Origin of the sequence: Nocardia sp. CA-119907 (genome assembly GCF_050955995.1) — a bacterium.
Classification (GTDB): Bacteria; Actinomycetota; Actinomycetes; order Mycobacteriales; family Mycobacteriaceae; genus Nocardia.
Map to the genome: position 1 here is coordinate 719,049 of NZ_CP192091.1, position 12,301 is coordinate 731,349.

13 protein-coding genes are annotated in these 12,301 nt (G+C 66.3%); 6 read left to right on the forward strand and 7 right to left on the reverse strand.

The genetic code is table 11. The annotated features are described in order from the left end of the window. Positions 1-13 precede the first annotated feature (13 nt). The 3 genes from ACQP2D_RS03385 to ACQP2D_RS03395 all read right to left on the reverse strand — a co-directional run bounded on the left by ACQP2D_RS03385 (position 14) and on the right by ACQP2D_RS03395 (position 4,069). Positions 14-1,525, reverse strand: a complete 1,512-nt coding sequence (locus ACQP2D_RS03385) for a hypothetical protein (RefSeq protein WP_433682257.1) — start codon at positions 1,523-1,525, stop codon at positions 14-16. Positions 1,526-1,938: 413 nt separating this feature from the next. Next, positions 1,939-2,730, reverse strand: a complete 792-nt coding sequence (locus ACQP2D_RS03390; RefSeq protein ID WP_433682258.1) for a thioesterase family protein — start codon at positions 2,728-2,730, stop codon at positions 1,939-1,941. 94 nt (positions 2,731-2,824) lie between these two features. Beyond that, positions 2,825-4,069 (reverse strand): KasA/KasB family beta-ketoacyl-ACP synthase, encoded by a 1,245-nt coding sequence (locus ACQP2D_RS03395; RefSeq protein WP_433682259.1) that lies wholly within the window; start codon positions 4,067-4,069, stop codon positions 2,825-2,827. 39 nt (positions 4,070-4,108) lie between these two features. On the opposite strand from ACQP2D_RS03395, the gene ACQP2D_RS03400 reads away from it, so the two are divergent. Continuing rightward, entirely contained in the window at positions 4,109-4,666 is a 558-nt protein-coding gene (locus ACQP2D_RS03400; protein WP_433682260.1) for a TetR/AcrR family transcriptional regulator, read from the forward strand. Positions 4,667-4,757: 91 nt separating this feature from the next. Here the strand turns inward: ACQP2D_RS03400 and ACQP2D_RS03405 are convergent, their stop codons facing one another. Together ACQP2D_RS03405 and ACQP2D_RS03410 are read right to left on the reverse strand one after the other, a co-directional pair. After that, a complete protein-coding gene (locus tag ACQP2D_RS03405) occupies positions 4,758-5,234 on the reverse strand; it encodes a DUF1772 domain-containing protein (RefSeq protein ID WP_433682261.1) in 477 nt (158 codons plus the stop codon). A gap of 532 nt (positions 5,235-5,766) precedes the next feature. Then, complete coding sequence (locus tag ACQP2D_RS03410; protein WP_433682262.1) at positions 5,767-6,351, reverse strand: TetR/AcrR family transcriptional regulator; 585 nt, start codon at positions 6,349-6,351, stop codon at positions 5,767-5,769. A 131-nt stretch (positions 6,352-6,482) separates the two neighbouring features. Here ACQP2D_RS03410 and ACQP2D_RS03415 point away from each other — a divergent pair, with 131 nt between their 5' ends. Continuing rightward, positions 6,483-7,973: an MDR family MFS transporter gene (locus ACQP2D_RS03415; RefSeq protein WP_433682263.1), complete on the forward strand. Its 1,491-nt coding sequence runs from the start codon at positions 6,483-6,485 to the stop codon at positions 7,971-7,973. Positions 7,974-8,077: 104 nt separating this feature from the next. Here ACQP2D_RS03415 and ACQP2D_RS03420 read toward each other — a convergent pair whose 3' ends face one another. Then, positions 8,078-8,539 (reverse strand): MarR family winged helix-turn-helix transcriptional regulator, encoded by a 462-nt coding sequence (locus ACQP2D_RS03420; RefSeq protein ID WP_433682264.1) that lies wholly within the window; start codon positions 8,537-8,539, stop codon positions 8,078-8,080. Positions 8,540-8,597: 58 nt separating this feature from the next. Here ACQP2D_RS03420 and ACQP2D_RS03425 point away from each other — a divergent pair, with 58 nt between their 5' ends. Together ACQP2D_RS03425 and ACQP2D_RS03430 are read left to right on the forward strand one after the other, a co-directional pair. Then, positions 8,598-9,005: a VOC family protein gene (locus ACQP2D_RS03425; RefSeq protein ID WP_433682265.1), complete on the forward strand. Its 408-nt coding sequence runs from the start codon at positions 8,598-8,600 to the stop codon at positions 9,003-9,005. Positions 9,006-9,114: 109 nt separating this feature from the next. Further along, positions 9,115-9,597 (forward strand): VOC family protein, encoded by a 483-nt coding sequence (locus ACQP2D_RS03430; protein ID WP_433682266.1) that lies wholly within the window; start codon positions 9,115-9,117, stop codon positions 9,595-9,597. Here the strand turns inward: ACQP2D_RS03430 and ACQP2D_RS03435 are convergent. Beyond that, positions 9,590-9,784, reverse strand: coding sequence for a hypothetical protein (locus ACQP2D_RS03435; RefSeq protein WP_433682267.1), 195 nt, complete (start codon positions 9,782-9,784; stop codon positions 9,590-9,592). The genes ACQP2D_RS03430 and ACQP2D_RS03435 overlap by 8 nt on opposite strands. Before the next feature lie 225 nt (positions 9,785-10,009). Between ACQP2D_RS03435 and thiC the strand changes: the two genes are divergently transcribed. Together thiC and ACQP2D_RS03445 are read left to right on the forward strand one after the other, a co-directional pair. Continuing rightward, positions 10,010-11,668, forward strand: a complete 1,659-nt coding sequence (gene thiC, locus ACQP2D_RS03440; RefSeq protein ID WP_433682268.1) for a phosphomethylpyrimidine synthase ThiC — start codon at positions 10,010-10,012, stop codon at positions 11,666-11,668. Positions 11,669-11,833: 165 nt separating this feature from the next. After that, the gene (locus ACQP2D_RS03445) at positions 11,834-12,268 is read left to right on the forward strand and encodes a VOC family protein (protein ID WP_433682269.1); all 435 of its coding nucleotides are present in this window, start codon (positions 11,834-11,836) and stop codon (positions 12,266-12,268) included. The last annotated feature ends 33 nt before the right edge of the window (positions 12,269-12,301 follow it).

Below are 12,301 nucleotides of genomic sequence, written 5' to 3' on the forward strand. Positions count from 1 at the left end.
CGCGACCGCGACATCAGACGCGCCTGTTGTCGGTGGATGTCCTCGGCGCGGCGCGGGGCAGTGTCAGGGGTTGCATCGCGCGGCCGTCGACCCAGGCGGTCCAGCCGTTGTTGCAGGCGATATGTGCCCAGTCCCCGGCGCGCTCGAGGATCTGGAGTTCGACGCCGGGATCGATACTGGTGATGGGTCCGAATCTCGGATCGGGCGAGGCCCACGCGGCCATTCCGCCCTCGGGTACCCGGTGGGTGGGGTACCAGGGTGCCGCGGCGGGGGCCGTGAGCGGTTCGATGGCGCGGCCGTCGACCCAGCCGGTCCAGCCGTTGTTGCAGGCGATATGCGCCCAGTCCCCGGCGCGTTCGAGGATCTCGAGTTCGACGTACGGGTCGATGTGGGCGACGGGTGGCCGGGCCGGATCGGGTGTGGCCCACGCCGGCATGCCGTTGCCGGGCACCTGGTGGGTCGGATGCCACGTCGCTTCGCCGCCGCGCTCGACCATCGGCACGGCCTCGGTGGGCGCGGAGGCCGCGTCGAATGCCGCTGTGCCACCGGCGAACGTGACCACGGCAGGGTCGAGCACGTCGCGCACCACACGGAGTGCGACATCCGCTGTGGTCTCGAACAATTCCACGCGCGGGTTTCGCGTCGCCAGCTCGCTCCAGAACGCGAACCGCGTCGTGAATGTCGATCGGAACACCGTGAAGTGGGCGAGTGCGGGCCGTTCCGATGCCGCACCGGTGAACACGGCAATGCTGCCCGTCGTCAATAGCTGACCGAACGTCCGCGCTACCGCGGTCCCGGCATCGGTGAATCGGTAGCTGCCGAGGGCCTCCAGCCGGACCAGACCGAGCAATGCCAGCCTGGCCAGCCCCTCCGGCATCCGACCGGCCGCCGCCGCGAGTGACACCGGTGCGGCTCCCTGGGCGGCGGGCAGGGACCAGCGGGTGTCGTCGCCGGCAAGTCCCTTGGCGAGTTGTTCCTCCAGTTCGAGCGCCCGCAGCTCGGGCGGTCCTGGCGTGACCTTTCGACCAAGGACCCCGGCCAGGCGGGCCTCCTGCGCCGTATCGGTGGCGGCGAGCAGGGCGGCGAACGCGATGAGATCGAGGTCGATGGGAGGCGATAAGGCTCCGGGGCCGTAGGAGGTGAGATCGAGTAGTTCGTCCACCTGCGCGGTGGCCTGGGTGAGCGTGGGCACGACGGTGAATTCGAAGCCGTCGTCGCCGGTCCCGGCCTGCATGACGAAGGTTTCGTCCTCGTCCCCGTGCAGCAGCAGCACCGACTTCCAGCCGGCCTGCCCGGCGCGGTTGGCGGTGATGACGACAGTGCGGGCGGGATCGGCGGCGATTCGCAACGCTGCCGTCGCCGATCCGATGAGTCGGCCGTCGTCCTCGAGTAGTCCGGTGTCCTTCAGCTCCGCCGCCGGGTCGTGCGGCGGGGTTGTCGACGGCAGCGCGGAGCGCGGCCCTGGCTGCAGCCCGGAGATGGACAAGGCCGCGGCGAGTTGGTCCGGGGTCAGTCGCAAGCGCATCGGATTCAACTCCTTCCCGCGTCCGGGACGCTGCGCGAAGGCGTCCAGAACCAGATTCGGAAAGGTCTCAGCGCGTCCGCCCAGGCCAGCACTGGCGCGACCGGAAGCAGCCCGAGTGCGGCACATAAACCAGCAAGACCCGGACCGGAAACCATTGCGCGAGTGGTGTCGGTCGCCGGGCCCGGTGTCCGCGGTGCGCGGTGTGCTGCCGGGTGTCCAGTCATCAGAGTTCTCGGGTCGACCGAATCACATTTATGGTTTCACATGCGGCGATTGCTCAGCAACAGGCCGGCCGGTGGTCTCGACCTGCGAAGTTCGTGCCACGTCGCCGCACTCTCGGCTGCCGCGCAATCCGATTCGACGGCGTGCGACGAGCGTCTGCGTTGGGCCGCGGACTTCGGCCCGCGCAGACGCTAGCGCGGTCCGAGGAACAGGGTTTGGGTGCTGCGGCCCAGTGGGCCCTTTTCATCGAACAGTGCCGACTCCGCCAAGCCGATGCCGTGTGGTTGCGGATAGGTGGCGGCGTCCAGGCAGACCCACTCGCCAACCGGCTGCCGGTGCAGCGTGACCGTGAGATCGGTATTGATGAACAGGTATCGGGACCAGTCCAGCACCGAGCTGACGCCGTTGCCCGAATCCGCCGCCGCGAGTGTGCGTTCCAGTGGGCTCGGGGTGGTTCCGGCGACGATCGGATACCGCAGCCGGATCCAGCAGATCGCCGGGCCGGGTTCGGCGAATGAGCCGCTGACGAAGCGGTATTCGATGCCGGTGTGGAAGCCGACCGGCTGATCGGAGGGAAACTGGGACGGCACAGCCTGATCGGGGCCGGGACGCGCGCCGGTCGGCAGAATCTGTTCGGGCAGTTCGAGTTCCGGCTCGGCGAGTTTGAAGCGCCAGGCATTCGCCCGCAGCACCGGCCCGCGATCGGTGGACAGGGTCGCCTCGATCAGCTCGACGCTGCGGCCGGGGCGGACCACCCGCGTCGCCACTGTCAGCGGCTCCAGCGGAACCGGCCCGAGAATCTCCACCGCGACCCGCCCGACCTGGAATCCGGTCCGTGGCTCACAGCGCTCGATCGCGTACCCGAGCAGCGCGGAGGGCGGTCCGGCGTGCTGGGCGTCCGGTGACCACGGACCGCGGGTCAACTCGGTCGAGACGAACCGATTCGGATCCGTCGGATCTGGGGTGTAGAAGGCGTCGGCCACGTCGTTGTCCCGTCCATCGAAGCTGCCCGGTGGGTTGTTTGTCCGGTTAACGATTCTGCTACGACGCTACTCCGTGGCAACCGGCCGGGCGTGGCTACGCCCGGCCGAAGGCGAGGGCGACATTGTGGCCGCCGAAGCCGAAGGAGTTGTTGAGTGCGAAGTCGATGTGTTGCTCGCGGGGTGCGCCCGCGACGATATCGAGGTCGATCTCCAGATCGCGATTGTCGAGATTCAGTGTGGGCGGGACGATCTGGTCGCGCAATGTCAGCACAGTGAGGATGGATTCGAGCGCCCCGACCGCGCCGATCGAATGGCCGAGTGCGGATTTGGGTGCGTAGACCGATGCCTCGGGCGTGACGGCGGTGATGGCATTGGCCTCCGACGCATCGCCGATCGATGTCGAGGTGGCATGCGCGTTGACGTGCTGGATATCCGAAATCTGAAGTCCGGCAGTGCTTATCGCCTTGCGCATGGCACGGGCGGCGCCGATGCCGTCCGGCTCCGAGGCGACGATGTGGTAGGCGTCGGAGGTGATCCCCGCGCCGAGTACGCGCCCATGGATCCGCGCCCCGCGCGCCCGCGCATGCCGCTCGGATTCCAGCACCAGCAATGCGCCGGCCTCACCGAAGACGAAGCCGTCCCGATCCCGATCGAACGGCCGCGATGCCCGCTCCGGTTCGTCATTGCGGGTGCTCATCGCGCGCATCATCGCGAAGCTCGCGATCGGCACCGCATCGATATGACCCTCGACACCGCCCGCGACCACGACATCGGCCTCGCCGGTGGTGATCAGCCGCCACGCGTGCGCGATCGCCTCCGAACCGGACGAACAGGCCGAGACCGGCGCGAAAACCCCGGCCTTGGCACCGATTTCGAGTCCGACCGTGGCGGCCGGGCCGTTCGGCATCACCATCGGCACCGACATCGGCGATACCTTGCGGTAGCCGCCGTCGCGCATCGAGTCGACGGCATTGATCAGCGCGTCGCCGCCGCCCAGGCCGGTGCCGATGACCACCGCGAGCCGTTCGCCCTCGACCTCGGGTGTGCCCGCATTGCGCCACACTTGGCGGCCGAGCACCAGGGCCATTTGCTCGACATAGGAGTGGCGTCGCTGTTCGACCCGGGTGAGTTGCGCACCCGGATGTGCGGTCAACTTGCCGCCGATGCGGACCGGTAGATCGTATTCGGCGACGAAATCGTCGGTGAGCCTGCCGATACCGCTGCGTCCGGCGAGCAGGCCGGACCAGGTCGCGTCGATGTCATCGGCCAGCGATGTGGTCGCGGCGACCGCGGTGACCACGACCGACGGCCGAGTTTCTGAAGCGATTGTTACAGTCACGATGTCATGAATACCTGTACCAATCGCTACAGTCAACTCATGGCTCGCCCCCTCGACCACGCGAAACGCGCCGACCTGCTGGCCGGTGTCGTCGAGTACATCGCCGAACGCGGTCTCGGCGATCTGTCGCTGCGCCCGCTCGCCGCCGAACTCGGCACCAGCTCCCGCATGCTGATCCACTACTTCAATACCAAGGAGGAGTTGCTGGTCCAGGCGCTCACCACGCAGCGCCCGGATATCGGCGCCGTTTTCGCTGATATCACCGATGCGGCTGCGCTGCGCGAGCGGCTCGGCGCATTCTGCTCGGTGAATATCGCGGGGGAGGCCACGACGAGTGTGCGCGTGCTGCTGCAAGTACTCGGCGCGGCATGTGCGCCGGGGAGTCCCTATGGCGAATACGCGAATGCCGCGATCGCGACCTTCATCGGCACGCTCACTGATGCGCTGTGTCGGATCGAGACCATCGATGATCCGGAAGCCGTTGCCACGCTATTGGTTTCGGGTCTGCGCGGCATTATTCAGGATCGGCTGATCACCGGTGACGTCGAGCGCACCGACCGGGCCGCGCGCTTGTTGATCGACCAAACCATCCGCTAGGCAATGCATTTCGAGATGGCCGTATACCAGCGAAACCCTGTGTCGACCGCACATTCGATGTGCGGTCGACACAGGGTTTCGATGAGGAGTGTCAGGCAAGGGCGATAGCGGCGCAGAGTGCGGCGACGGCGATGAACTGGAGGGCGACCCGGCCGTTGATGACGCTGTTCCACTTCTCCTGCAGCGCACGTGCATTCGACGGGATGACACCGGACTGCGCGGCGGCGGTCTGCTGGGTGTTCACCGGCTTCGCGACCCGAACGTAGATCCCGAGCCAGGTCACCAGCGCGATGACGGCGATACCCGCCGCGATCGCCGCCGGGACGTGACCGCCGATGGCCGCGAGCAGTGTTGCCGCGACGGCGGTCACCACGCCGCCGATGCCGACGATCGGCATCCGGCGATCGCCGTAGTAGTGGCCCCAGCCCGCCGAAATGGTCACGGTCCGGTCGTCCAGCTTGTCGTACACCGAACGCGTGATCAGTGCGAAGCAGGCGTCGGTGCCGTAGACGACGGCGTTCGCGAGGACCGAGGCGATGGCGATGACCTGAATGGCAGTGGTGATCATGATGGCTTCCGTTTCTTCGTCTGTAGCGTTGATAGAGAATCTAGCAGCGCTAGATCTGTCCGTCAACCGATTGCTGCCGATGTGTGGATTTCCCTGCGCCCCTGCATCGATCACTTCGGTATCTAGTTGTTAGCTGATATGCCATGAATGCTGGCTGAATGTCGATGGACGAGCGGATCGATCGATGTCTGTGAGATTGCTGCGACAAAGTGCGGAGGTGAAGAGCATTGGCTCAGAGCATGTCCGTGTGGAGTTTGAACGTGCGGAGCCGGTCAGCGCCTACCTGGTAAGCATCGGCTGGGGTGGGCCCGACCCTCGGCTGGATTGTCGGCGGTGCTGCGGTCGAGCGCTCCGGCTGGACGCCATCAACTCGCCTCGCCGACTCGCTGCTCGATGTTGGTCGTTCCTCAACGGCGCATCAGCGCGCGACACTCCTTCGGTGTGGCTGCTCCGTCATGCCCTTCGGCGGACATGGTCGCGAAGTGACTGTGCTTGCGATGTGGTTGGTGCCCAGGGATTTCGTGTCACCGAGTCACTGACCTGCGGCGTCCGCGCCCCAGCCGTGTTCGAGCAGGTCGAACAGCTTCCGGAGCGCGCGCGGCGGATCCTCCCGTGTGCTGGCGACTTTGGAGCTTTCCAGGGCGAAGTGGGCCAATCCCGCGGCGGCGAGATCGCCCTCCGGTTTGCCGGTCGCTTCGGCGATCGCGGCCGCCAGCGCGGACTCGTGCCGCAGCAGCATCTGGTGTGCGTATTCGCGCAGTGCTGGCGTCGAGTCGATGAGGCGGTGGAAGGCGACGATGCCGGGATCATCACTGCGCGTGGTGCGACTGCGCATCAGATAGTCGCGCAGCGCGTGCATGACCGGTTGTCCCGAGGGGCGATCGCGGACGGCCGCGACCAGGTCGGCCTCGATATCCGCGTCCAGATCGAAGACCAGTGATTCCTTGCTGGGGAAATGTTTGAACAGCGTGCTCAGTGATACGTCTGCCGCCTCGGCGACCTCCCGGACGCCGACATTGTCGTAGCCGCGTTCGGTGAACAGCTGCATCGCGGCATCGGCCAGGGCCTGCCGCGTCTGGGCCTTCTTGCGCTCACGGCGTCCGGTCGTCGCGGTCATATCGCCGACTCTACCCGGATCAGGCTATCTGCACCAAAGTCGGAGCAGTTGTACTTTTATAGCGACTATGCTTTTCTGGACCGGTCGGCGGTCCGGATTGCCGATGACAAGCCCGAAGGAGGTGAGCGGCCATGTCCGCAGAAATGACCGAAATGAGAACCGCGCCCACGCGATCGATCCGACCGGTGCTGGCCGGTGTGCTGCTGGCGATGCTGCTGGCAATGTTGGACAACGCGATCGTCGGCACCGCGATGCCGACGATCGTGCGTGAATTGGGCGGACTGTCCCAGGTCGCCTGGGTGGTGACCGCGTACACGCTGCTATCGGCGATCTCGACGCCGGTATGGGCGAAACTCGGCGACCTGTACAGCCGAAAGACCGTATTCCTCAGCGCTATAGGCGTTTTCCTGATCGGTTCGGTGCTGGCGGGCGCATCGTGGTCGATGTCGGCGCTGATCGGATTCCGCGCACTGCAGGGTCTCGGCGCGGGCGGCATCGCCGTCACCGCGTTCGCCCTCATCGGCGCGCTGGTCCCGCCGCGCGAACGCGGAAAGTACCAGGGCATGACCGCCACCACGATGGCCATCGGCACCATCGGCGGCCCGCTGCTCGGCGGTCTGATCACCGACGGACTCGACTGGCGGTGGGCCTTCTACATCAATATCCCGCTGGGCCTGGTGGCCTTCGCCTGGTCGTGGTGGCGGCTCGAGCTTCCGGTCGCGCGCAGGAAGGTGACCATCGACTACGCGGGTATCTGCACGCTCGCCATCGCGATCGGCGCGCTGGTGCTGATCGCGACCTGGGGCGGTATCGACTACGCCTGGCTCTCGGCCCGGATCATCGGACTCGCCGTGCTCGCGGTGGCCGCTCTCGCCGCCTTCCTCGTCATCGAGCGCCGGGCCGTCGATCCGGTGATTCCGCTGGGGATCTTCCGTACCCGCAATCTGACCCTGGCCGCATTGACGGCCCTGGTCGGTGGCGTGATCATGTTCGGATCGGTGCTGTATCTGCCGCTGTTCCAGCAGACCGTGCAGGGCGCCTCGGCGGCCAACTCCGGATGGCTGCTGCTGCCGATGATGATCCCATTGCTCATCGTGTCCCAGCTCGTCGGCAAGCGGATGACCGCCACCGGAAAGTACAAGAACTTCTTCATTCTCGGCGGCGTGTTCCTCACCGCGGGTGCCGTACTACTGGCCACCGTCGATGCCGAAACCGGGCGGCTGGCAACGGGATTCGCGATGGCGCTGATGGGAGCCGGACTCGGCTTCTCGATGCAGCTGTCCACTGCCGTCGCGCAGAACAGCGTGGAGATATCGCATATCGGCGCGGCATCCGGCGCTGTCACCCTGTTCCGCACCCTCGGCGGATCAATCGGCGTCGCGGCCTTCGGATCCCTGTTCACCAGGGCCCTGCAAGGACATGCGCCCGCCGACGGGCCCGGGTATCTGGACGCCTTCGCCTCTGGCGTCGGGCATGTCTTCCTGGCCGCCTCGGTGATCTGTGCGCTCGGTTTCGTGATCGCCTGGTTCATCGAGGAAGTTCCGTTGCGCGGCAAGACTTCTGAACCGGCCGCGCACGGCGGGTCGGCGCAGGTCGCGGCGCAGACGCAGACCGCGGCCTGATGCGGTCCGACGCCCGCTCGATCACACCGGGTCGAGCGGGCGTGTGTCCGTCGGCTGTGGTGTGGCGTCGGCTGCCGCCGGACCCCGCGTACCGGTGCCCAGTGTCAGTCCGCGACGGTGTCCGGGTGGGTGTGCTCGAACAGTCGACGCATCATGTCCGACAACACGATTCGTTCGTCCCGGCTGAGCGGTGCGAGGATCTCCTCGCGCACCTGCCGGGCCTCCTTGTCCAGCGCCCGCAGCGCCGCCCGGCCGGACCTGGTGATCCGCACCGACATGCGGCGGCGATCGGCGGGATCGCGGGTGCGTTCGACCTGACCGGCGCTGGCCAGTTCATCGACGATCTTCGCCACATCGCTGGGGTGGATATCGAGCCGGATCCCGAGATCGCGCTGCACGTGCGGGCCGAAATCGACCAGCGCGGCGAGTACGGCCATATGCCACAACCGAAGCCCGCGCGCCGCGAGCCGATCGGCGAATCTGCCGCGCGCGACCTTGCCGACACGTGACAGCAGGTAGGTGTCGAGCCCGAGCAGGCTCGGCGGAAGGGTCCGCGCGGATTCCATACGACAAATTATAGGGCCGGTCCTACGATAGGTTCGAACCTACTAAATAGGAGATACCGTGGACGCCCTGTACCCGAGACTGCTCGTCACCCGCTTCGCCGAATGCTTCGAGTTCTACCGCGCCGTCCTCCCGGAGCTGCTCGGCGCGAAGCTGATCAAGGGCACCGCGGCGGGCCCGTACGCGAACTGGGATGTGGACGACCAGGCCGTGCTGGTGCTCTTCGACCGCGCCGCCATGGCCCAGGTCGCCGGCACCACCGACCTGCCGGTGACCGCGGCACCCGCACAAGACGCGGTGATGTTCGTGTGCCGGGTCGCCGATGTCGACGCGGGGGTCGCACTGTGCCTGCGCAACGGCGCGACGCTGGTCGCCGGGGCGGTGGATCGTCCGGAGTGGGGACCGCAGCTGCGGACCGCGCAGCTGCGCGATCCGGAAGGCACATTGATCGAACTCCAGTCCTACTGACCCCGCAGTGGGAGACTTTCTTCCGAAACACCTCGCCGCCCGGCGATGAATCCATGCTCCCTCGAACGTCTGCACCTGTGCAGGTACCACACCGATCGGGAGGATCGCCATGCAGAAAATCGTCACCAATCTCTGGTATGACACCCAGGCCGAGGAGGCCGCCGAATTCTACTGTTCGCTCTTCGAGGATTCGAAGATCACCAAGGTGCTGCCCTACGGCGAAGTCGGGCCACGCGAAGCCGGACTCACCATGCTCGTCGATTTCGAACTCAACGGCCAGAAGTTCACCGCGATCAACGGCGGCGGCGACTTCCGCTACACCCACGCCATGTCGCTGCTGGTCAACTGTGACAGCCAGGAGGAGATCGACCGGCTCTGGGCGGCGCTATTGGCCGACGGCGGCCAGGAGATCGAATGCGGTTGGCTCAATGACAAATACGGCGTGCCATGGCAGATCTGGCCCGTGGCAGCCGATGCCCTGCTCGCGAGTAGCGATCGGGCGGCGGCGAACCGCGCCATGCAGGCCATGCTCGGGATGAAGAAGATCGACCTGCAGGGCATGCGCGACGCCTACGAGGGCAAGATCAGCTGATCTGCCAGGAGCCGACCTCGCGGTATCCGGAGTTGTAGATGGCCGAACCATCGCCCTCGATCAACTGGTAGTGCTCCACGTTGCCGCCCCAGTAGCGCAGGATGCGACCGAGCTCATCGGCGAGATCGGCAGGCGCTGGGACGCCCTCGGGCAGGACATCCAGGTCTACCTCCAGGGTGAATTTCACCTTGTCGAATCTACCGGCGCACGGTCGGCCATCTCGCGCTTCGCTGTATGTTCCTCCGATCGCCGGGCGGGATGCGGACGTGGAAAGGTATCGTCGGGCGGGAAAATTTCACACCCAACGGGGGCTCGCACCAGCGGGCTGAGAGGACGGCTAGCCCATTCGGGCGTTCAGGGCCGTCGACCGTATGAACCTGACCAGGTAATGCTGGCGTAGGGAGGAAATCGAATGGGCACAACTGCGTCCGCGGGTCGCTCCGCAGGCTCCGCTCCTGTCGACTCCGTGACCACCGGTCCGATCGAAGGCAGCGTCAAGCACTACCAACAGGTCGATGACCTGCGCATTCCGGTGCGCCGGATCAATCTGACCAATGGCGAGCACTTCGATGTCTATGACACCTCGGGCCCGTACACCGACGAGGCGGCGACCATCGACCTGGACGCGGGGCTGCCCAAGCTGCGCGACGGCTGGACCAAGCCCGAGGTCGACGGTCCGAAGACCCAACTGGCCTGGGCGCGGCAGGGCATCATCACCCCCGAGATGCGTTTCATCGCCGCACGCGAGGGCGTGAGCGCCGAGTTCGTGCGCGATGAGGTCGCCGCTGGCCGCGCCGTCATCCCGGCCAACCACAGGCATCCGGAGCTGGAGCCGACCATTATCGGCAAGAAGTTCCTGGTGAAGATCAATGCCAATATCGGCAACTCGGCCGTCTCCTCCTCGATCGCGGAGGAGGTGGAGAAGATGGTGTGGGCCACCCGCTGGGGCGCTGACACCATCATGGATCTGTCCACCGGTAAGAACATCCACGAGACCCGCGAGTGGATTCTGCGCAATTCCCCGGTCCCGGTCGGCACCGTGCCGATCTATCAGGCGCTGGAGAAGGTGAACGGCGATCCGACCGCACTCACCTGGGAGATCTACCGCGATACCGTGATCGAGCAGTGCGAGCAGGGCGTCGACTATATGACCGTGCACGCCGGTGTGCTGCTGCGCTACGTGCCGCTGACCGCCAAGCGGGTCACCGGCATCGTCTCGCGCGGCGGATCCATCATGGCCGCATGGTGTTTGGCCCATCACCAGGAATCGTTCCTGTACACCAACTTCGCCGAACTCTGCGAGATCCTGGCGCGCTACGACGTGACCTTCTCCCTCGGTGACGGTCTGCGTCCCGGTTCCATCGCCGATGCCAATGACGAGGCGCAGTTCGCCGAGCTGCGCACTCTCGGCGAGCTGACCAAGATCGCGAAATCCCATGGGGTGCAGGTGATGATCGAGGGTCCCGGACACGTGCCGATGCACAAGATCGTGGAGAACGTGCGGCTGGAAGAGGAGTTGTGCGAGGAGGCGCCGTTCTACACCCTCGGCCCGCTCGCCACCGATATCGCGCCCGCCTACGACCACATCACCTCGGCCATCGGCGCCGCCATCATCGCCCAGGCCGGTACCGCGATGCTCTGCTACGTGACGCCCAAGGAGCATCTGGGTCTGCCCAACCGGGACGACGTCAAGGTCGGCGTGATCACCTACAAGATCGCCGCCCACGCCGCCGACCTCGCCAAGGGGCACCCGCACGCCCAGGACCGGGACAACGAATTGTCCAAGGCGCGCTTCGAATTCCGCTGGCGCGACCAATTCGCGCTGTCCCTGGACCCGGATACCGCCCGCGAGTACCACGACGAGACCCTGCCCGCCGAACCCGCCAAGACCGCACACTTCTGCTCGATGTGCGGACCGAAGTTCTGCTCCATGCGCATTTCCGCGGACGTGCGGGAATACGCGGCGCGCCAGGGGCTTTCGGAGGTGGAGGCGATCGAGGCCGGTATGGCGGAGAAGTCCGCCGAGTTCGCCGATCACGGTGCGCAGGTGTACCTGCCCGTGGTCTCGTAGTTTCGCCCGCGGCGGTGACCTCGCCGCACTCATGGACGTGAGCGGGCCCGATCCGAACGGTGCGGATCGGGCCCGACTTCTTCGTTCGCGCGGAGTTTGTCAGCGGTCGGTGCGAAGATGCCGGTTGTTCCAGGCCGAACAGGTCGCCGACAGATTGGAGCCGTGATGGGCAAGGAGTTCCAGGTGACGTACGACTGTGCCGATCCCGGTGCGCAGGCGACGTTCTGGGCGGAAGCATTGGGCTATCACCTGCAGCCGCCGCCCGAGGGTTTTCCGGATTGGACGACCGCATTGACCGCCTGGGGTGTACCGCCGGAGCATCACAACGACCGGTCGGCCATCCTCGATCCCGATGGTTCGGGGCCGCGGCTGTTCTTCCAGAAGGTGCCCGAACCGAAGACCGCGAAGAACCGTGTACACCTGGACATCCGCGCCGCGCCCGGTCTGACCGGCGACGAACGGATGGCCGCGTTGGAAGCCGAGGCAACCCGACTCGTCGCGATCGGTGCGACGCGGCTCGGCCGTATCGAGCCGGGCGGTTTGGACGCCGGCCACATCGTGCTCGCCGACCCTGAGGGCAATGAGTTCTGCCTGGACTGAGGCAGGACGTCTGGGCGAGCCACACACGGATGT

Coding starts and splice junctions, on each gene's coding strand:
- ACQP2D_RS03385 (WP_433682257.1), bottom strand. CDS start 1,525: ATGCGCTTGCGACTGACCCCGGACCAACTCGCCGCGGCCTTGTCCATC.
- ACQP2D_RS03400 (WP_433682260.1), top strand. CDS start 4,109: ATGGCTCGCCCCCTCGACCACGCGAAACGCGCCGACCTGCTGGCCGGT.
- ACQP2D_RS03405 (WP_433682261.1), bottom strand. CDS start 5,234: ATGATCACCACTGCCATTCAGGTCATCGCCATCGCCTCGGTCCTCGCG.
- ACQP2D_RS03410 (WP_433682262.1), bottom strand. CDS start 6,351: ATGACCGCGACGACCGGACGCCGTGAGCGCAAGAAGGCCCAGACGCGG.
- ACQP2D_RS03415 (WP_433682263.1), top strand. CDS start 6,483: ATGTCCGCAGAAATGACCGAAATGAGAACCGCGCCCACGCGATCGATC.
- ACQP2D_RS03420 (WP_433682264.1), bottom strand. CDS start 8,539: ATGGAATCCGCGCGGACCCTTCCGCCGAGCCTGCTCGGGCTCGACACC.
- ACQP2D_RS03430 (WP_433682266.1), top strand. CDS start 9,115: ATGCAGAAAATCGTCACCAATCTCTGGTATGACACCCAGGCCGAGGAG.
- thiC (WP_433682268.1), top strand. CDS start 10,010: ATGGGCACAACTGCGTCCGCGGGTCGCTCCGCAGGCTCCGCTCCTGTC.
- ACQP2D_RS03445 (WP_433682269.1), top strand. CDS start 11,834: ATGGGCAAGGAGTTCCAGGTGACGTACGACTGTGCCGATCCCGGTGCG.